Genomic DNA, 19,002 nt, shown 5'->3' with positions numbered 1-19,002 from the left:
GGCTTATCGAAAAAGACAAGCAAAATACCAATTATTCCTAATACAATGGAAAAGTTAAGGTACAATTTCATCACTTTAACAGCAGTATTGCTACTTTTTAGGCTTTTCTCTAATTCTAATGCGTGCTGCAATGAGCTTATTTAAGATAACCAGTAACGCAAAAAGTAGACTGTCTATGGCTTTTGATTCTTATACCTTGCGCAATCAGTTTCCAATCCTGCAACAAACGGCGTATGACTACCCGTTGGCTTACCTCGACAATGCGGCCACCACGCAAAAGCCTCTACTTGTCTTAGACGCGATTCAAGACTACTACCGCTCTTTCAATGCCAATGTACACCGGGGTGCTCATTTTCTCAGTGACCGCGCTACCAATCACTTTGAACAAGCAAGAGAACGTGTCGCGAACTTCATTAATGCGCCAGAAAACAGTCATGTTATCTGGAGCAAAGGCACCACAGAAGCGATCAATATGGTGGCCTACGGGTTAGAGCACCTGCTCGAAAAAGACGATGAAATCCTCATCACTAGCCTGGAACATCACGCTAATCTGGTACCTTGGCAACAACTGGCGTTTCGTACTGGTGCACGGCTAAGGGTATTGCCTCTCACCTCGAACGGCGAATGGGAACCCGAGTACCAAAAGTACTTTACCGATAGAACGCGTATTTTTGCTGCCACTCAGGTATCCAATGCCATTGGGGTACGCACACCGTTGCAAACAATGATTAACGAAGCAAAGCAATATAACGCCTTTACTTTGGTCGATGGTGCACAAGCTGTGGCCCATTACCCTGTTGATGTGCAAGCAATTGATTGTGACTTCTATGTCTTCTCAGGCCATAAAATGTATGGCCCTACAGGGATTGGTGTTTTATATGGAAAGAGTCAAGCATTAGACGTACTTCTCCCTTATCAAACAGGTGGTGAAATGGTCCGTCATGTGGCTTATCAAGCTACTGAGTTTAACATTCTGCCGTATCGTCTTGAGGCTGGCACGCCTCATATTGATGGCGCTATAGGCTTAGCCGCAGCGTGTGAATTTCTCGCCCAACAAGACAGAGTTGCGCTGCTCGACTGGGAGCAAAAACTCGCTAATCACGTCTATACTCGCCTACGTAAAGAAGGCGGTATCGAGATCTATTCGCCAGAGCACGAGACCACCTTGGTCTCACTAAGTGTGCCAAATATACATACCATTGATTTGAACGCCTACTTAGACAGTAAAGGTGTCGCGGTTCGAGCAGGCAGCCATTGCGCTCACCCTCTCATGGCACAACTGGGCGTCAGTGGCACCTTAAGAGCTTCATTTGCCTGTTACAATACCTTGGAAGAAGCAGACCAGTTCTGCGACGTTTTATTAGAAGCCATTGAGATCTTAGCAGATGAATGATTTCCCTAGCCCACACACGGTCAAACAACAGCTACAAGCTTGTCGTAGTAAAGAAGAAACATTCAAAGCGTTAGTCGCTTTGAGCAAGCGCTTACCACGCTTATCCGATGAAGAAAAAACAGACGAGAACCAAGTCAAAGGCTGCGAAAGCGCCGTTTGGCTGATCGTAGAAGGAAGTGCTGAGCAACGCTACTTTAAAGCCGACAGCGATGCCAAGCTGATGCGGGGCGTGCTCGTAGCCATTATTAGCTTGATCACAGGCAAAACCCAGCAAGCCATACAAGAGATGGATCTAAAAACAGAGCTAGCCGAGCTGAACCTTTCCAGCTATCTCACCAGCTCTCGTACGAATGGCGTATTATCGATTTTGGCAAGGCTACAAGCATAATAGCAGCAGCCTTTTCTCCGCTATGGTTGAAAAGGCTGTGTCACACTAGCAACATGTTGTTCTAGTTCGCTACGAACACGTTCAATTCCCTCCGGTGTTAACCAGAACTTCACAATCACCACCTGCTTTTCCTTGCCTTTATCTGTGTAATCTAGCGACCAAGCCCGTTTATGCTCTTGCACACTCACAACATCTTCATAGGGAATCACTTTGACCACAGCCACTTTAGAAGGCTTTACTTCCATGCGTGTAGCGCTAAACACCACATAAGGTGTGGTTTTCCAATATTTGGCCGTCATATAGCGCGATGCGATCAGCAACAACACAGGGGCGATCAAAAAGTAATTATTGACGTAAATACACACCGCTAATAAAGGCAAGCAAGACAGTAGCGCGTAGCGAATAATTCGAAACGACAGATTCGCCCCTTTTTCACCATAAATTACGGTGGGTTTTGTTGTTTCTGACACGCTCATAAACAGTCTCTTTTAATAATGGATAAGTTAAACAATTTGGTTAAACAATAGTCGTAACGCTTTATGAGCTCGCTTTAGCTAACTTTTCGAGCACTTTAGACACCGCCACAAAGCCAAACGTCGCCGTGACCGCGGTACTGGCGCCAAAGCCAGTATCACAACCCATTTTTGTTTCAGTGTCGCCTTTAGGTCTCGTTTTGGCCACGCTACCATCGCCTTGAGGGTAGCTCAGTTGCTCAATGGAATACACGCACTCAATATGAAAGCGGCGCTTGGTGTTGCGGCTAAAATTATAATAACGACGCAAGAAGTTGCGTAAATTGGCCGCCAATGGGTCGCCCGTGGTTTTCGCCAAATCTGCCGTCTGAATTTGAGTCGGGTCCGTTTGTCCGCCAGCTCCACCAACAGTAATCACAGAACGCTTATTGCTCTTACACCAAGCGATAAGCGCCGCTTTAGGCTTAATACTATCAATGCAATCAATAATATAATCAAATGGCTCTAGCAGTAACTCAGAGAGGTTCTCAGGGGTAATAAAGTCTTCTACTGCCGTTACCTCACAGTTGGGATTTATCAACCGGATACGCGCTTCCATTACCTCAACTTTCGATTTACCTATATTGCCATCAAGTGCGTGAATTTGGCGATTGGTATTGGTGACACAAATGTCATCCATATCAATCAAGGTGATCTTACCTATGCCAGAACGCGCTAATGCTTCAGCCGCCCACGAACCAACACCACCAATTCCAACTACACATATGTGGGCTTGAGCAAAGGTCTGATAAGCCGCATCGCCATATAACCGGCGAATTCCGCCAAATCGTTGATCATCTGTCACTTTCTACTCCTCACAAAACCCTCAGTTCTGCGTGTTATCACTTATTAAATGTCTTATGCCATGCCTTTACAGCAGCCTAAACGGGCGAGTATTCTGCACCCTACTATTGATATTTGGTTTTTGTGAATCCTATGACCCAAAACGCTTTTGAACAACTCGGTCTCACCCCAAGAGAAACTCAGCTTTATCAAACCTTGTTAAAGCTTGGACCTTCCTCAATTCGTGACATTGCCGAACACAGCGGTATTAATCGCGGTACTGCTTACGAAGCGCTAAAACAGCTACAAAGCAAAGGCGTGATCAGCTATTTTCCGAAAGGAAAACGGCGTTTTTTTATGGCCGAAAACCCAGATATTCTGCTCAGCCTAGCAGAAGACAAGCGTCTGCAATTAGACAAAACCATTGAATCACTCAAAAGCACCATCATTCCCAATTTAAGCCAGCAGCAGCCTGATTATCATCATACTGACGTGCGCTATTATGAAGGCGACGATGGCATAGAATGGGTATTGCGCGACATTCTAAACGTCGTTTCGCAACAAGACCATAAAGAATATTGTGTGTTTTCGTCGAAACCGATTCGTCCTTACTTATATCGTCCGTTTCCTAACTACACCAAACAGCGAATCAAGCTGGGCATCAATGTAAAAGTGATCGCGTTAGGAGAAGGTGGCGAAGAAGCTGGTCTATCAGAACGTAAGTGGATCAAAACAGAAGGCCCGGTAGATGCCAGTTATATCGCTATCTACCCGCCAAAATGTGCGATTATTTCCTTAGCAAGCAACAACTTCCCTTCGGCCGTGGTACTGGAGTCAAAGGACATAGCCAGTGCCCAACAAATCATTTTTGATACGCTCTGGAAAATGCTCTAAATAACGCTTAAGAAAATGCTTTAGCCATAAAAAAAAGCAGCCCTAGGGCTGCTTTTTAGACTGTTCTACTCGAGCGTTTCGCTTATTGATGGCGGAACTGCTGAATAGTGCGTAAGCGAGCCATGGCTTCTGCCAATTCCGCTGTTGCACGAGAATAGTCAACATCAGGTTTTTGGTTGGCTAAAAGCTCTTGCGCATGTTGCTTCGCTTTTAGTGCCGCCTCTTCGTCAAGATCTCTTGCACGAATGGCCGTGTTGGCCAAGACGGTGACACGGTGCGGTTGAACTTCTAGGAAGCCACCGGACACGAAGATAAACTCTTCGTCACCATTTTCTTTAACCACACGAACAGGACCTGGTTGCAGAGTCGTCAATAATGGCGCGTGACCGGGCATAATGCCTAGGTCGCCATAATCACCTGCAGCCACAAGAGATGTAACGGCACCGTTAAAGATCTCTTGTTCAGCGCTTACGATATCGCAGTGTACTGTGATAGCCATAAGTTGCCTCTCTTAGTCAGACTAAGCAAGAGCGCCTAAACGCCCTTGCTTCGCGTGATGGTTAAAGTTTCTTAGCTTTCTCGACTGCTTCGTCGATGCTACCAATCATGTAGAACGCTTGCTCTGGAAGGTCATCAAACTCACCATCCAAGATGCCTTTAAAGCCGCGGATAGTATCTTTCAAAGAAACATACTTACCTGGTGCGCCAGTGAAGACTTCTGCTACGAAGAAAGGCTGAGACAAGAAACGCTGGATTTTACGAGAACGGTTAACCGTTTGCTTATCTTCTTCAGATAGCTCGTCCATACCCAAGATTGCGATAATGTCTTTAAGCTCTTTGTAACGTTGCAATACCATCTGTACGCCACGTGCTACGTCGTAGTGCTCTTGACCGATAACCAGAGGGTCAAGCTGACGTGAAGTAGAATCTAGTGGGTCGATCGCTGGGTAGATACCCAAAGATGCGATGTCACGAGACAATACAACCGTTGCGTCCAAGTGAGAGAAGGTTGTTGCTGGAGACGGGTCAGTCAAGTCATCCGCAGGTACGTATACCGCTTGAACAGACGTGATAGAGCCAGTCTTAGTAGAGGTGATACGTTCTTGAAGAACACCCATCTCTTCAGCAAGTGTAGGCTGGTAACCTACCGCAGATGGCATACGACCTAGCAATGCAGATACTTCCGTACCGGCAAGCGTGTAACGGTAGATGTTATCTACGAAGAAAAGTACGTCACGACCTTCGTCACGGAATTTCTCAGCCATAGTCAAACCAGTCAAAGCAACACGAAGACGGTTACCTGGTGGCTCGTTCATTTGACCGTATACTAGAGATACTTTGTCGATTACGTTCGAGTCAGTCATCTCATGGTAGAAATCGTTACCTTCACGAGTACGCTCACCAACACCAGCGAATACAGAGTAACCGCTGTGCTCGATTGCGATGTTACGGATAAGTTCCATCATGTTTACGGTTTTACCTACACCGGCACCACCAAACAGACCAACTTTACCACCTTTCGCGAAAGGACAAACAAGGTCGATAACCTTGATTCCTGTTTCTAGCAGTTCGTTGCTAGAAGACTGATCAGCATAAGAAGGAGCTGAACGGTGAATTGACCAACGCTCTTCTTCGCCAATTGCGCCTTTTTCATCAATTGGGTTACCTAGAACGTCCATAATACGTCCTAGTGTTTGAGTACCAACTGGTACAGAAACTGGTTGGTTTGTGTTTTCAACAACCAAGCCACGCTTCATGCCGTCAGTGGAACCCATGGCGATGGTACGAACAACACCGTCGCCTAGCTGTTGTTGAACTTCCAACACCAACTCTTTACCCTCGATGGTAAGGGCATCATATACTTTTGGCACATTATCACGTGGGAATTCCACGTCGATAACCGCACCGATAATCTGTACGATTTGTCCGCTACTCATGTTCGGATCCTCTTAATACCTAAATACCTTAAACCGCTGCCGCGCCGCTAACTATCTCAGAAATTTCCTGAGTAATTGCTGCTTGACGAGCCTTGTTGTACACCAACTGCAATTCATCAATGATATCGCCTGCGTTGTCGGTTGCGTTTTTCATAGCAAGCATACGAGCTGCTTGTTCACACGCAATGTTTTCAACCACAGATTGATATACTTGAGATTCAATGTAGCGAACCAATAATTCGTTGAGAATCTCAACGGCTTCTGGCTCATAAATGTAATCCCAGTGGTGCTGTAACTCTGTATTCTCTTCTGCTTTCAATGGCAAAAGCTGCTCGACTTTAGGCGTCTGAGTCATGGTATTCACGAACTCATTAGACACGACATAAAGACGATCAATGCGACCTTCATCAAATGCATCAAGCATCACCTTCACACTACCGACTAGGTCTTCTGCTTTAGGGGCATCACCTAATCCAGTAAAGGCTGCTGTTACGTTTCCGCCGTAGTTGCGAAAGAATGAAACCGCTTTGCTGCCAATAGCACAGATATCAATTTCAATACCTGCTTCAGCTTGCTGCTTCATACCTTTTATTGCGGCTTTAAACGCGTTAACGTTCAAACCACCACACAAACCACGATCAGAAGAGATTACGATATAACCAACACGCTTCGCCTCACGCTCGGTAAGGTAACGGTGTTTATACTCAGGATTCGCGTTGGCCAAATGACCAACTACTTGGCGAATTCGTTCCGCATACGGACGAGAAGCGGCCATACGATCCTGAGCTTTACGCGTTTTACTTGCTGCTACTTTTTCCATAGCACGAGTAATTTTACGCGTATTGTTAATGCTCGAAATCTGAGTACGTATCTCTTTTCCGACTGCCATAATAGAACTGCCCTTGTGAGAATGTTATTTCACAAACTGCAAAGAAAGACTGGTGACGGGCTGCGTTAACGGCCTATCACCAAGCTCATTACCAAGTTTGTGTCGCTTTAAACTTCTCGATTGCCGCTTTAAATGTCGCTTCAATCTCGCCGTTAAAATTACCAGTTTTGTTAATGTCAGCCATAAGATCAGCGTGTTCGCTGTTCATGTAGCTGATTAGAGAGCTTTCAAAACTGCCAATCTTGCTTGTTTCAACATCTTCAAGGTAGCCATCATTAGCAGCGTAAAGGACTACGCCCATGTCAGCAACAGGCATTGGAGAGAACTGCTTCTGTTTCATCAGCTCTGTAACCTGTTTACCGTGCTCTAACTGCTTACGAGTTGCTTCATCTAAGTCAGATGCGAACTGAGCGAATGCCGCCAATTCACGGTACTGAGCCAAGGCTAGACGAATACCACCGCCTAGTTTCTTAACGATCTTAGTTTGAGCCGCACCACCTACACGAGAAACCGAGATACCTGCGTTCATTGCTGGGCGAATACCCGCGTTGAATGCACTCGCTTCAAGGAAGATCTGACCATCAGTGATGGAGATTACGTTCGTTGGTACGAACGCAGATACGTCACCACCTTGAGTCTCGATGATTGGCAAAGCAGTCAAAGAACCAGTTTGGCCTTTTACTTCACCATTGGTGAACTTCTCAACGTAATCAGCGCTTACACGTGATGCACGCTCTAGAAGACGAGAGTGAAGGTAGAATACGTCACCTGGGTAAGCTTCACGACCTGGTGGACGACGTAGTAGCAATGAAATTTGACGGTAAGCCCAAGCTTGTTTAGTCAAATCATCATATACGATCAATGCGTCTTCACCGCGGTCACGGAAGTATTCACCCATTGTACAGCCAGTGTATGGAGCAAGATAAAGCATTGCTGCTGGATCAGATGCGCCTGCACAAACTACAGTGGTGTATTCCATTGCGCCAGCTTCTTCAAGCTTACGTACAACGTTAGCAATAGTAGATTGTTTCTGACCGATCGCTACATACACACACTTAATACCGCTGTCTTTCTGAGCGATAATGGTGTCGATAGCCAACGCCGTTTTACCAATCTGACGGTCACCGATGATCAACTCACGCTGACCACGGCCTACTGGTACCATGGCATCGATAGCCTTGTAACCAGTTTGGATAGGCTGATCAACTGACTGACGAGCGATAACGCCCGGTGCCACTTTCTCAACTTTATCTGTCAAAGTTGTTTCAATCGCGCCTTTGCCGTCGATTGGGTGACCCAATGCGTCAACAACACGACCAAGTAGTTCAGGACCAACTGGAACTTCCAGAATACGACCTGTACATTTAACTTTTTGACCTTCAACAAGGTCATGGTATTGACCAAGTACAACCGCACCTACAGAGTCACGCTCTAGGTTCAAAGCCATACCAAAAATACCACCAGGGAATTCAATCATTTCCCCGTACATTACGTCTGCCAAACCGTGGATCAGAACGATACCGTCTGCCACGCTGACAATTGTGCCTTCATTCTGGGCATCAGAAGAAACATCAAGGTTCTCGATGCGCTTCTTGATAATCTCGCTGATCTCAGATGGATTCAGTTGCTGCATGCTAAATTCCTCAACCCTGTTTTCGATTTAACGAAATACTAGGAGTTTATCGCCTCGGCCAGTTTCGCTAATTTACCGCGTACTGAACCGTCGATGATTAAGTCACCGGTACGGATAACCACGCCACCAATTAGGCTCGCGTCTGTTTCATTGGTTAAGTTGACCGTACGATCTAACTTTTTCGCCAACGAAGCGGCTAATGCTTGTGCTTGTTCAGTTGATAGTTCGAACGCTGATGTAAACTTAACGTCTACCGCTTTTTCGAAATTCAATTTAAACATTTGAAATAACGTTGAAATCGCAGGCAACAGCAATAAACGCTTGTTTTCTGCTAGGTTAAGCAAAAATGCTTTACCTTGTTCGCTTGTTACTTCAGCACAAACTTCCGCTAGAGCGTTTGCCTTCTCTTCCGCACTAAAAGCTGGGTTCTGAAGAGCAGTTTTAAGCTTAGGCTCAGAAGTAACAGACGCTAATATGTTTAACATACTAGCCCATTCTGTTACTTGCCCTTGCTCGCGAGCTACTTCAAAAGCCGCTTTAGCGTACGGTCGCGCGACTGTTTTTAATTCAGCCATTAGACCCTCGCTTAAAGCTCTTTGGCGAGTTGTTCAACGATCTCGCTATGTGCTTTTTCGTCAATAGTGGCACCCAAAATACGCTCGGCACCGGCATAAGCTAGAACAGAAACTTGAGCTCGCAATGCTTCTTTAGCACGCACAACATCTTGTTCTATTTCTGCTTGAGCCGCTTCGCGCAGACGCTTGCCATCGGCAATTACCTGCTCTTTCGCCTCGTCGATCATTTGGTTCGCACGTTTGTTGGCTTGTTCAATAATCTCGGCCGCTTGTTCCTTGCTTTCACGTAATGTTTGAGCAGCTTGTTCTTGAGCTGTCTCTAGATCACGTGAAGCACGGTTCGCTGCTTCCAAACCGTCTGCAATTTTTTTGCTACGCTCTTCGAGCGCAGCAATAACTGGTGGCCACACATATTTCATGCAGAACCAGACAAAAATCGCAAACGAGATAGCTTGGCCTATAAGTGTGAGATTTAAGTTCACGCTAATATCCTCGCTCTAAGTCGTTTAAAAATCGTTTCTGCAAAGTATCACAGAATCTTAGCCAGCGACCTGAGCAACAAAAGGATTCGCGAAAGTAAAGAACAATGCGATACCTACACCGATCATAGTTACGGCATCAAGAAGACCCGCTACGATGAACATTTTAACTTGCAGCATTGGAACCATCTCAGGTTGACGCGCAGCGCCTTCCAAGAATTTGCCACCTAGTAGACCAAAACCAATCGCAGTACCTAGGGCACCTAGACCGATAAGAAGGGCTACAGCAATCGCAGTAAGACCAACTACAGTTTCCATTTTAACTCCTACATTTTCACAGTTTTAGATTCAAGAAATAAATATAACTAAAGAACTCTTTTTTAATGCTCTTCGTGCGCCATACTCAAGTAGACAATAGTCAACATCATAAAGATGAAGGCTTGAAGCACGATGACCAAAATATGGAAGATAGCCCATGGTACCGAAAGCGCCCATTGTAGGCCCCAAGGTAAAATGGCAATCAAAATAAAGATCAATTCACCAGCATAAAGGTTACCAAATAAACGCAATGCTAATGAAACAGGTTTCGCTAATAGACCGACGCCTTCAAGCAATAAGTTGAAAGGAATCATCCATTTACCGAAAGGCTGTAAGGTTAGTTCACCAACAAAACCACTTACACCTTTGGCTTTAATGCTGTAGTAAATAATCAGCACAAAAACAGACAAAGACATACCTAAGGTAGCGTTAAGGTCCGTGGTTGGTACAACTTTAAAGTATGGAATGCCTAGCATTGCTGCAATAGTAGGCAAAAAGTCGACTGGCACAAGGTCCATCGTATTCATTAAGAATACCCAGACGAAAATCGTCAACGCCAAAGGTGCGATGACTTTATTTTTGCCGTGGAAGGTTTCTTTGACGCTGCCGTCAACGAACTCAACCATCAACTCTACAAAGTTTTGTAATCCGGACGGTGTGTCAGCAGACACTTTCTTAGCTGCTTTACGGAATAACCATAAAAACAGTATGCCCAAACCGATAGAAAAGCCCATCGTATCTAGGTGAATCGCCCAAAACCCCATGTCAGCTGCTTCTTTAGCACCGTGAGCAATGCCCCAACTACCATCAGGATGCTGACCAAAAGTCAGATTCTGAAGGTGATGCTGTATATATTCAGAAGCTGTTGGATTTTCACTTGCCATATTTATATCCACGCTCTTTCAATGATTAAAACCTTATCCTCTTGTACTGCTATTTATTCAGTACAAAAGGGCTGAGCCAGTGACTCAAAATCGCAATACCAAAACCAGCAAAAAAACTGCCTGCCGCTAATGGCTTAATAAGAAGAAAAACCAGCGACAATAACACCGCTGTCAAAACCAATTTACCGGCTTCTCCTCGATAGAATGCTCTTACTACATCCTTAGCAGGTCGTGTTCCTCGATATCCGAAGACGCGCCACGCCATATAAATACTAGGGGCGATACTACAAAGAGCTCCAAGTACAAAAGAGTACCCGTAGAGACCACCAACAAAGCAAAAAATTCCCAAAGAAACGAAGAAAACGAAAAGAATCTGCAAAAAAATAAATCGCATGACCGATTGTTTCTTAGCAAGAAGCAGAGCTGTCGCACTTAAAGGCTTCTTGTTAGTCATTTTTTCCTACCTTTTTACCATGCACCAAAACAAAGCAAGGAAAGTGCATTTTCTTCCTTCAATTCTAAAATTCGACGCATTATATGAGTATTAGAAGCTGTGATCAACCGAAACTGACCACTCTCACCACTTCTTAAGATTTATGTCTAGATAGAAAAATCAACTTGTCACAAAATTACTTTATTTTTTCGTAAAGAGCTCACTGATCAAGAGCTCAAGATGCTCAGGATTACGGTACTCAATCACCACTTTCCCCTTGCCTTTGGCAGAGGGTTGGATTTTTACCTGGGCATTAATAGATTGGCTAATTTTTTCAGCTTCCGCGTTAAAATCAGGTAAGACGGGGGTATTTTTTTCATCTTTTTCAGGGGCTTGGAGTAATTTAACCAATCGCTCAGTCTCTCGAACTGAAAGCGACTTTGTCACTACTTGAGAAGCCGCCTGAATTTGTTTTTCCTGTTCTAATGGCAGCAAAGCACGCGCGTGCCCCATTTCGATATCACCATGCTCCAATAAGCGGCGCACTTCAGGTGATAGGCCAAGCAAGCGCAATAAATTAGCCACGGTAGAACGAGATTTCCCAACCGTGTCAGCGACTTGCTGTTGCGTAAGATTAAAATCTTCTACTAGGCGCTGTAATGCTAAGGCTTCTTCTACCGGATTTAAATCTTCACGCTGAATGTTTTCAATCAAGGCTAACACCACAGCATCAGAGTCTTCAACATGTCGCACAATCACAGGAACTTGGCTTAGATCCGCCAATTTGGCAGCACGCCAACGGCGTTCACCGGCAATAATTTCATATTGATTAGTGCCAATTGGGCGAACCACAATGGGCTGCATAATGCCTTGGGTGCGAATAGAAGAGGCTAATTCATCCAGTAAGGCTGGATTCATATCACGACGAGGCTGGAACTTACCCTTAGACAGCCAATCTACTGGCAAATAAGTTAACCCTTTGACTGGCTCACTGCCAGCAGGCTCATTAGACTCAGTAGTGGTTGCCTGCGGCGCTAATAAGGCATCCAAACCGCGACCCAAGCCTCTTTTTTTCATCGTCATCTTCTAATACCCTAATTGAAATCAGTCGAACCACTAAGCTATGCCGTTTTGGCATGCCTTTTTCTAATAAACTCCCCCGCCAAAGCGAGATAAGCAATGGCGCCACGAGATTGTTTTTCATAATACAACACTGGAACACCATAGCTCGGCGCTTCAGCAAGACGAATATTTCTTGGGATCACAGTATCATACACTTTACTGCCAAAGTGCTTTTGCAACTGATTTGAAACGTCATGTGTCAAGCTGGGGCGAGGATCATACATAGTCCTCAGGATACCTTCAATTTCTAATGAAGGGTTTAATGCACGCGAGATATGCTCAATGGTTTGCAATAAAGCCGTTAGACCTTCGAGCGCATAGTATTCGCATTGAACAGGAATCAGCACACCTTGGGATGCCGCTAACGCATTAACGGTTAGCATATTAAGCGCAGGCGGACAGTCTAGTAAAATATAATCGAAGTCATTGTCTACCTCGTAAAGCCCTGCCCGTAAACGCGTTTCTTTGCTGGGTAAGTCCAATAGTGCGACTTCAGCTCCAGTTAGATCGCCATTGGCAGGCAGCACCCAATATTTACCATCTGGCGTGTCTTCCATTACCAGCTTCATGACATCTTTTACGCCATGACTTCCGACTAAAACATCAAAAACACTGGTGTCTAGTTCTTCTTTGATTAATCCACTTCCCGTTGTGGCATTACCTTGTGGGTCGAGATCGATCAAAAGTACACGACGTTTCATTGCCGCTAAAGAAGCGGCCAAATTGACGCAAGTAGTAGTTTTACCTACGCCACCTTTTTGGTTCGTGACTGCGATTATTCTCGCCATTTTTTTATCCTTTACGTGCCATCACTACCATATGGCGCTCGGCTTGTATGGTTGGCACATTGAGCGGTTCAATATTGATGACTTCCACTTCAGGTGGCAATTCAGCAATCTCTTCACTAGGGTATACCCCTTTCATCGCTAAAAAATTACCTGTGTCCTTTGGCAGTGGTAAGGTCCAGTTTATCATGTCTTGAAGTGAAGCAAAGGCCCTAGAAATAACATGATCATAGTGACCTTGATGAGCGTGTTTTTCCACTCGCTCATTGGCAACAGTAACATTGTTTATTCCCAGTTCCATTTTAACTTGGGTGAGAAAACGTGTTTTTTTGCCATTACTGTCCAGCAAAGTAAAACGTTTTTCAGGGTAGCAAATGGCCAGCACCATACCTGGCAAACCAGGCCCAGTCCCAACATCAATAATGTCGTCACCGGTAATAAAGGGCAAGGTAGCTAAGCTATCAAGCAGATGTAATGAAATCATCTGATCAACATCACGAATCGCGGTGAGATTGTAAGCTTTATTCCATTTTTGGAACATCGCTAAGTAATCTACCAAGGTTTGAATAGTGGTATCAGATAAATTGGCGCCCATTTGTTGGGCGCCTTTTTGAATGGCATCAAAGTGAGTCACAGTCGAATCCAATTAAAAGGCGTTATCGGCTGCTGATTCTAGGCACTTTTGCGTGCAATCGCACGTTTTTTCAAATGAATTAATAGTAAGGATACTGCTGCTGGGGTAACACCTTGGATTCGAGATGCCGCAGCAAGCGTTGCTGGACGGGCTTGAGTCAATTTTTGTTTGATCTCATTAGACAGTCCTTCCATCTTGCTGTAATCCAGATCTTCTGGCAATGGCGTGTTTTCTTGACGACGTAAGCGCTCAATATCTTCAGCTTGACGAGTGATATACCCAGCATATTTTACTGCGATTTGAACTTGCTCTGCGACTTGCTCATCCACCGCATCTTCAGGTGCATTTTTTAAGTTCGCAATGTCTTTGTAAACGATACCTGGACGCTTCAATAGGTCTAATAAGCTGTATTCACGGCTAATTGGCGTCTCAAGTTTAGGGTTCACTTCGTCAGCTTCAGGTGAATTAGGTACAATCCAGCTGGATTTTAAACGCTGAGTTTCTAGCTCGATCGCTTCGCGCTTTTTACAGAACTGCTCCCAACGAGCATCAGATACTAAACCAAGCTCACGACCTTTCTCCGTTAAGCGCATATCTGCGTTGTCTTCACGTAGAATCAAACGATATTCAGCACGGCTGGTAAACATGCGGTACGGTTCTTTGGTACCCATGGTGATTAGATCATCAACCAATACACCTAAATAAGCTTCATCACGGCGCGGTGTCCAAGCGTCTTTTTCTTGCGCCAAAAGTGCCGCATTCGTACCCGCAAGTAGTCCCTGCGCACCGGCTTCTTCATAACCGGTTGTACCATTAATCTGTCCAGCGAAGAACAATCCTGGCATGTGTTTGGTTTCTAAAGAGTATTTTAGATCTTGCGGATTAAAGTAATCATACTCAATGGCATAACCTGGACGAATGATATGCGCGTTTTCCATCCCTTTCATGGAGCGAACAAGCTCCACTTGGACATCAAATGGTAAAGACGTGGAGATACCATTCGGATAGAGCTCGTGGGTTGTTAGACCTTCAGGCTCAATAAAGATTTGATGGGAATTTTTATCGGCGAAACGAACAATCTTATCTTCAATAGAAGGGCAATAACGTGGGCCAACACCTTCGATTACACCTGTGTACATTGGTGAACGATCCATACCGCTGCGAATAATATCGTGGGTTTTTTCGTTAGTATGAGTGATGAAACACTCAATTTGACGTGGATGCATGCCACGATTACCCATATACGACATGACAGGTGTTGTGTCATCACCTGGCTGTGCTTGCATTTGAGTAAAATCTACTGATCGTGCATCAATACGAGGTGGTGTACCTGTTTTTAAACGGTCTACACGAAATGGAAGCGCGCGTAGTTTTTCAGCCAAACCAATAGATGGTGGATCACCTGCGCGTCCACCAGCATGATTTTGTAAGCCAACATGAATAATGCCGCCCAAAAATGTACCTGCGGTTAAAACAACGGTTTTACTATTAAAGCGGATACCCGTTTGGGTGATCACACCACGTGCAGCGCCATCTTCAACAATGAGATCTTCTGCAGACTGTTGGAACAACCATAGGTTTTCTTGATTTTCTAGTTGATAGCGAATCGCTGCTTTATAAAGAACGCGGTCTGCTTGAGCCCGTGTTGCTCGAACAGCAGGGCCTTTACGAGAATTCAAAGTACGAAATTGAATACCTGCTTTATCTGTTGCCAGTGCCATTGCACCGTCTAAAGCATCAATTTCTTTTACTAGGTGGGACTTCCCGATACCACCAATAGCAGGGTTACAGGACATTTGTCCTAAAGTTTCAATGTTGTGGGACAACAATAAAGTTTTCACACCCATACGTGCTGCAGCTAAAGCAGCTTCTGTACCAGCATGTCCACCACCGACCACAATCACATCAAAGCGGGTTGGGAAATCCACGGGAACCTCGGAATATAAAATGAATAAAAAACGAACAACTCGAATAAGGGCGCTTAGTATATCGGCTAATTTTGAAAAAGAAAGCGATGTGACAAGGCATTACCCGGTCATCAATATTAATATAAGTATATTATATATATGTCTTTTTATGTTTGTTATGTTTATATAGCAGCTAAAAATCAGTGGATAACAACAAAATAGTTATATAAATTATAGCTTTACGTGGATAACAACTTGTTAAGACAGGGGCCGTTATCTTGTGGTGTGGATAACCTCAACCTGTGCATAAAATGGGTAGTTATACACGGCGAAATTTTTGGCTCATACTTGTTAAAAACTGTGCAAAACTTCTTATGGACCTATCACCATACTTATCAACAATTGGTTTTTTTAAATTGCCTTTATCTATATATCTGTATTTATTGGTATTTATTTACTTATCCACAGTCAAAAAAGGCTTTGGCGAAGAAAAACAATCCACAAGCAAAAAATTGAAAAAACTTTAACTTCCTTACTTTCTGTAAAAATCTAAATGTGAATAATTCGTTTGCGGCTAGGTTTTTAGTGTCTAAGCAAGATTGTGGAGAAAGCATGAAAGTCTTAATCTGGCCAAATTGTGAGTAACTTTCCATCATTCGTCACAAACAAAGCATTCAGTCATCTGACTGAAGAAAAATTTAACCTAGGGCCTGAGAATAGCCGCAGACAGAAAGTCGCGGCGGTGAAGAAAAATATTTTAGCTGTGGAAAGGAAGTCTATTTATCTAGCAGAATGTGGTTTGGTTGGGTTTGCAAGAGAGAGCAATCATCTTGTCGTTAACATGGAGCTTGCAATACCATCAATCTGCGACCCAGTTAAGATGTCGCACTTCGTAGCTCAGTGAATACAGTACCTTACCTACCTAATTGTATTTAGCCTAACCTTGTAAGCCTAACCAAAATGCCTAGTTTATAAACCATAAGATAAGAGCATAAGTTGAGTTTACTGGGAGAGTAACGATTAGGTCACTTATGTGGAGAGGTTGTTGCCCGCATTTGAGGTTTATTAGTTGGTATTATAGGGTGATCAGCTGCTTGCTATTCTACTTTTCTAAATCTACTTCGAAAGACTACCAAAGAGTCACTTTTAGCTCCCAGCAGTTAGGCATATTTCGCCACAACAACCCCCTTTTCTCTTTTTCAAGCTTCACTCCTATAGATGGCCACTTAAAAACCAGGTAACAGATTCGTTAAGCTTGTAGAGTTGCGCAAATTGCGAATAAATAACGTCAATTCTGCTAGGTGACATTTTTTGCCTTGCTACTTTTTAGATACCACCTTCATCCACTCTTGTTGCTTTTCATTCCGTTCATTTTATTCAATGAGTTCATCGCAGCGTTTACTAAAAACGTGTTAGCTCAAAAAATGAGAGCGGATCTGTCTGTGCAAAAGGTCATTATGACGTCATGGTTAGCTTTACAATGCTTTCAAGCCGAGACAATAGGTAAATTAACTCGCTGTATAAAGTGGCTATCAATCACCTCTTCACTTTGCTGTAACCATAAAGCTTATGCGCTTGTATCACGGACTCAAGATACGTACTGAGAAAGTCCCTTGTATGATTTTTAAACCTTTAATTTGATTTTAATAGACACGTGGTCTAAATTATTAAAATTAGATAAAACTAGGCAGGTGATTTTTTGTTAGGTTCTGAAGTAACTCTCATCAATCAAGCGGTGGAAGAGCCCATCAAACCTCGACGTGGGCGTCCTAAAAAGCACCCTAATAGTATGCAAGATACCCGTGAGGTTTTATTGCGGGCGGGTATGTTGGTATTAACTGAAACAGGCTTCACTCGCAGCGGATTAGAGTCGATATTAACTTCTGTAGGAGTGCCTAAAGGGTCTTTTTATCATTACTTTTCTAGTAAAGAGGCCTTTGGTTTAGCGGTGTTAGCGCGTTATAGGCAGTATTTTGAAGCCAAGTTGAGCAGTTTTTTATTAGACGATGCTTTTCCTCCTATTGAGCGTCTACAGCGCTTTGCTAAAGATGCGCAAGAAGGCATTGTGCGTCATGACTTTAAGCGCGGTTGTTTAGTAGGGAATCTAGAGCAAGAATCTGCTCTACTTTCTGAAGAATTTAGAGAAGAATTGCAAGCTACCTATGTAAGTTGGCAGCAGCACATAGCTAAATGCCTATTAGAAGGCCAAAAATTAGGCCATCTTCAGTTATCAGAGAGTATCGAAGATACTTCTCAAGCCTTTTGGATTGGCTGGGAAGGTGCGGTTCATCGCACACGCTTGATAAAAAGCACTCAGCCGTTAAAGGTATTTCTTCGCTTCTTTATTGAAGCGATAAAAGCCAAATAGAATGAAATAGAAGGAAACCAAAGTGATTTTTGGTTTTTTTTAATCATTAAATAGACAATCGGTCTAAAAAGGAGTCTTTATGTTTCGTGCACTGATTATTGATCAAAATGAAGAGCGTAAACAAAGCTGTACTTTAAGCAACCTAGAAGAGTCTCAGCTTCCTGAAGGAGATGTTTTAGTACAAGTAAATTACAGTACCTTGAACTATAAAGATGCGTTAGCGATTACCGGAAAAGGCCGCATTGCTCGTTCATACCCAATGGTTCCTGGGATCGATTTAGTTGGAAAAGTACTGCAAAGTGACTCCGACCGTTTTCAGTCAGGAGATCTAGTGTTACTGAACGGCTTTGGTGTGGGGGAAATGCACTGGGGTGGTTTAGCAGAAAAAGCGCGCCTGAAAAGTGACTGGTTGATTCCTTTGCCTGCTGGTATTGATGCTAAGCAATCCATGGCTATTGGTACCGCTGGTTATACTGCGATGTTGTCTGTATTAGCACTCGAAAAACAAGGTGTGACGCCTGCTTCAGGTGAAATCTTAGTGACGGGTGCAAATGGTGGTGTTGGCAGCTATGCGATCCGTCTCTTAAATCGCCTTGGCTATAAAGTAGTGGCGTCAACTGGCAGAATGGCAGAGTCTGACTACTTAAAATCTTTAGGAGCGGATGAAGTAATTGACCGCAATACGCTTTCTGAACCTGGTAAACCGCTACAAAAAGAGCGTTGGGCCGCAGTGGTTGATTGTGTAGGAAGCCATACATTAGCGAATGCATGTGCGAGCACTAAATATGGTGGTGTGGTCACTGCGTGTGGTTTAGCACAAGGTCTTGATTTCCCTGCTTCGGTCGCCCCTTTTATCTTACGCGGTGTGAAATTGATAGGCATAGATAGCGTGATGCGTCCTTTGGCTGATCGAATTGAAGCATGGCAGCGTTTGAGTGAACTGCTGCAAGCTGAAGACTTTGATGTCATTAGTAAAGAAATCACTCTTGATGAAGCCGCCGATACAGCTTCGGCATTACTTGATGGTAAAGTACGTGGTCGAGTAATTGTGGCTTTTTAAGAGAAGGC

Annotated in this window: 20 protein-coding genes; 5 read left to right on the top strand and 15 right to left on the bottom strand. The window is 44.1% G+C overall.

What is annotated here, in order from left to right; all coding sequences use genetic code 11:
- The first annotated feature begins 175 nt into the window (after positions 1–175).
- Positions 176–1,393, top strand: coding sequence for an aminotransferase class V-fold PLP-dependent enzyme (locus DFP81_RS09700; RefSeq protein ID WP_115897636.1), 1,218 nt, complete (start codon positions 176–178; stop codon positions 1,391–1,393).
- Positions 1,386–1,781: a SufE family protein gene (locus DFP81_RS09695; protein ID WP_115897569.1), complete on the top strand. Its 396-nt coding sequence runs from the start codon at positions 1,386–1,388 to the stop codon at positions 1,779–1,781. The genes DFP81_RS09700 and DFP81_RS09695 overlap by 8 nt, the downstream gene beginning before the upstream one ends.
- A gap of 20 nt (positions 1,782–1,801) precedes the next feature.
- On the opposite strand, the gene DFP81_RS09690 is transcribed toward DFP81_RS09695, so the two are convergent.
- Together DFP81_RS09690 and tcdA are read right to left on the bottom strand one after the other, a co-directional pair.
- On the bottom strand, positions 1,802–2,257 hold the full coding sequence (locus DFP81_RS09690; protein WP_115897568.1) for a hypothetical protein: 456 nt from the start codon (positions 2,255–2,257) through the stop codon (positions 1,802–1,804).
- 61 nt (positions 2,258–2,318) lie between these two features.
- Positions 2,319–3,098, bottom strand: coding sequence for a tRNA cyclic N6-threonylcarbamoyladenosine(37) synthase TcdA (gene tcdA / locus DFP81_RS09685; RefSeq protein WP_115897567.1), 780 nt, complete (start codon positions 3,096–3,098; stop codon positions 2,319–2,321).
- Between the two features lie 131 nt (positions 3,099–3,229).
- On the opposite strand from tcdA, the gene DFP81_RS09680 reads away from it, so the two are divergent.
- A complete protein-coding gene (locus tag DFP81_RS09680; RefSeq protein WP_115897566.1) occupies positions 3,230–3,970 on the top strand; it encodes a TrmB family transcriptional regulator in 741 nt (246 codons plus the stop codon).
- Between the two features lie 82 nt (positions 3,971–4,052).
- Here the strand turns inward: DFP81_RS09680 and DFP81_RS09675 are convergent, their stop codons facing one another.
- The 13 genes from DFP81_RS09675 to mnmG form a co-directional block, all read right to left on the bottom strand.
- Positions 4,053–4,469 (bottom strand): F0F1 ATP synthase subunit epsilon, encoded by a 417-nt coding sequence (locus tag DFP81_RS09675; protein WP_115897565.1) that lies wholly within the window; start codon positions 4,467–4,469, stop codon positions 4,053–4,055.
- A 61-nt stretch (positions 4,470–4,530) separates the two neighbouring features.
- Positions 4,531–5,907, bottom strand: a complete 1,377-nt coding sequence (atpD, locus tag DFP81_RS09670; protein ID WP_115897564.1) for a F0F1 ATP synthase subunit beta — start codon at positions 5,905–5,907, stop codon at positions 4,531–4,533.
- Positions 5,908–5,935: 28 nt separating this feature from the next.
- A complete protein-coding gene (gene atpG, locus DFP81_RS09665) occupies positions 5,936–6,796 on the bottom strand; it encodes a F0F1 ATP synthase subunit gamma (protein WP_115897563.1) in 861 nt (286 codons plus the stop codon).
- A gap of 88 nt (positions 6,797–6,884) precedes the next feature.
- Positions 6,885–8,429 (bottom strand): F0F1 ATP synthase subunit alpha, encoded by a 1,545-nt coding sequence (gene atpA / locus DFP81_RS09660; RefSeq protein WP_115897562.1) that lies wholly within the window; start codon positions 8,427–8,429, stop codon positions 6,885–6,887.
- A gap of 38 nt (positions 8,430–8,467) precedes the next feature.
- Positions 8,468–9,004, bottom strand: coding sequence for a F0F1 ATP synthase subunit delta (locus DFP81_RS09655; RefSeq protein ID WP_115897561.1), 537 nt, complete (start codon positions 9,002–9,004; stop codon positions 8,468–8,470).
- Between the two features lie 11 nt (positions 9,005–9,015).
- Complete coding sequence (locus tag DFP81_RS09650; RefSeq protein WP_115897560.1) at positions 9,016–9,486, bottom strand: F0F1 ATP synthase subunit B; 471 nt, start codon at positions 9,484–9,486, stop codon at positions 9,016–9,018.
- Positions 9,487–9,543: 57 nt separating this feature from the next.
- Positions 9,544–9,801 carry a F0F1 ATP synthase subunit C gene (atpE, locus tag DFP81_RS09645; RefSeq protein ID WP_009834415.1) on the bottom strand — a complete coding sequence of 86 codons (258 nt, stop codon included), beginning with the start codon at positions 9,799–9,801 and terminating at the stop codon, positions 9,544–9,546.
- 62 nt (positions 9,802–9,863) lie between these two features.
- Positions 9,864–10,685 (bottom strand): F0F1 ATP synthase subunit A, encoded by an 822-nt coding sequence (gene atpB, locus DFP81_RS09640; protein WP_115897559.1) that lies wholly within the window; start codon positions 10,683–10,685, stop codon positions 9,864–9,866.
- Between the two features lie 49 nt (positions 10,686–10,734).
- A complete protein-coding gene (locus DFP81_RS09635) occupies positions 10,735–11,139 on the bottom strand; it encodes an ATP synthase subunit I (RefSeq protein WP_115897558.1) in 405 nt (134 codons plus the stop codon).
- A 180-nt stretch (positions 11,140–11,319) separates the two neighbouring features.
- Entirely contained in the window at positions 11,320–12,201 is an 882-nt protein-coding gene (locus DFP81_RS09630) for a ParB/RepB/Spo0J family partition protein (RefSeq protein ID WP_115897557.1), read from the bottom strand.
- 38 nt (positions 12,202–12,239) lie between these two features.
- Positions 12,240–13,028, bottom strand: coding sequence for a ParA family protein (locus DFP81_RS09625; RefSeq protein ID WP_115897556.1), 789 nt, complete (start codon positions 13,026–13,028; stop codon positions 12,240–12,242).
- Between the two features lie 4 nt (positions 13,029–13,032).
- A complete protein-coding gene (gene rsmG / locus DFP81_RS09620) occupies positions 13,033–13,659 on the bottom strand; it encodes a 16S rRNA (guanine(527)-N(7))-methyltransferase RsmG (RefSeq protein ID WP_115897555.1) in 627 nt (208 codons plus the stop codon).
- A gap of 38 nt (positions 13,660–13,697) precedes the next feature.
- Positions 13,698–15,587, bottom strand: coding sequence for a tRNA uridine-5-carboxymethylaminomethyl(34) synthesis enzyme MnmG (gene mnmG, locus DFP81_RS09615; RefSeq protein ID WP_115897554.1), 1,890 nt, complete (start codon positions 15,585–15,587; stop codon positions 13,698–13,700).
- 1,678 nt (positions 15,588–17,265) lie between these two features.
- Between mnmG and acuR the strand changes: the two genes are divergently transcribed.
- Both acuR and acuI read left to right on the top strand, forming a co-directional pair.
- Complete coding sequence (acuR, locus tag DFP81_RS09605; protein ID WP_245959131.1) at positions 17,266–17,934, top strand: acrylate utilization transcriptional regulator AcuR; 669 nt, start codon at positions 17,266–17,268, stop codon at positions 17,932–17,934.
- A gap of 79 nt (positions 17,935–18,013) precedes the next feature.
- Entirely contained in the window at positions 18,014–18,994 is a 981-nt protein-coding gene (gene acuI, locus DFP81_RS09600; RefSeq protein WP_115897552.1) for an acrylyl-CoA reductase (NADPH), read from the top strand.
- Positions 18,995–19,002: the final 8 nt, after the last annotated feature.

This window comes from Marinomonas pollencensis (assembly GCF_003387375.1).
Classification (GTDB): domain Bacteria; phylum Pseudomonadota; class Gammaproteobacteria; order Pseudomonadales; family Marinomonadaceae; genus Marinomonas; species Marinomonas pollencensis.
Note: the sequence above shows the minus strand (reverse complement) of the source record. Positions and strands in the feature narration are given on the sequence as shown.

What these genes read in the sequence shown, in the direction of transcription:
- DFP81_RS09700 (WP_115897636.1), top strand. Translation starts at nt 176, where the DNA reads ATGGCTTTTGATTCTTATACCTTGCGCAATCAGTTTCCAATCCTGCAA.
- DFP81_RS09695 (WP_115897569.1), top strand. Translation starts at nt 1,386, where the DNA reads ATGAATGATTTCCCTAGCCCACACACGGTCAAACAACAGCTACAAGCT.
- DFP81_RS09690 (WP_115897568.1), bottom strand. Translation starts at nt 2,257, where the DNA reads ATGAGCGTGTCAGAAACAACAAAACCCACCGTAATTTATGGTGAAAAA.
- DFP81_RS09680 (WP_115897566.1), top strand. Translation starts at nt 3,230, where the DNA reads ATGACCCAAAACGCTTTTGAACAACTCGGTCTCACCCCAAGAGAAACT.
- DFP81_RS09675 (WP_115897565.1), bottom strand. Translation starts at nt 4,469, where the DNA reads ATGGCTATCACAGTACACTGCGATATCGTAAGCGCTGAACAAGAGATC.
- atpD (WP_115897564.1), bottom strand. Translation starts at nt 5,907, where the DNA reads ATGAGTAGCGGACAAATCGTACAGATTATCGGTGCGGTTATCGACGTG.
- atpG (WP_115897563.1), bottom strand. Translation starts at nt 6,796, where the DNA reads ATGGCAGTCGGAAAAGAGATACGTACTCAGATTTCGAGCATTAACAAT.
- atpA (WP_115897562.1), bottom strand. Translation starts at nt 8,429, where the DNA reads ATGCAGCAACTGAATCCATCTGAGATCAGCGAGATTATCAAGAAGCGC.
- DFP81_RS09655 (WP_115897561.1), bottom strand. Translation starts at nt 9,004, where the DNA reads ATGGCTGAATTAAAAACAGTCGCGCGACCGTACGCTAAAGCGGCTTTT.
- atpE (WP_009834415.1), bottom strand. Translation starts at nt 9,801, where the DNA reads ATGGAAACTGTAGTTGGTCTTACTGCGATTGCTGTAGCCCTTCTTATC.
- atpB (WP_115897559.1), bottom strand. Translation starts at nt 10,685, where the DNA reads ATGGCAAGTGAAAATCCAACAGCTTCTGAATATATACAGCATCACCTT.
- DFP81_RS09635 (WP_115897558.1), bottom strand. Translation starts at nt 11,139, where the DNA reads ATGACTAACAAGAAGCCTTTAAGTGCGACAGCTCTGCTTCTTGCTAAG.
- DFP81_RS09630 (WP_115897557.1), bottom strand. Translation starts at nt 12,201, where the DNA reads ATGACGATGAAAAAAAGAGGCTTGGGTCGCGGTTTGGATGCCTTATTA.
- DFP81_RS09625 (WP_115897556.1), bottom strand. Translation starts at nt 13,028, where the DNA reads ATGGCGAGAATAATCGCAGTCACGAACCAAAAAGGTGGCGTAGGTAAA.
- acuI (WP_115897552.1), top strand. Translation starts at nt 18,014, where the DNA reads ATGTTTCGTGCACTGATTATTGATCAAAATGAAGAGCGTAAACAAAGC.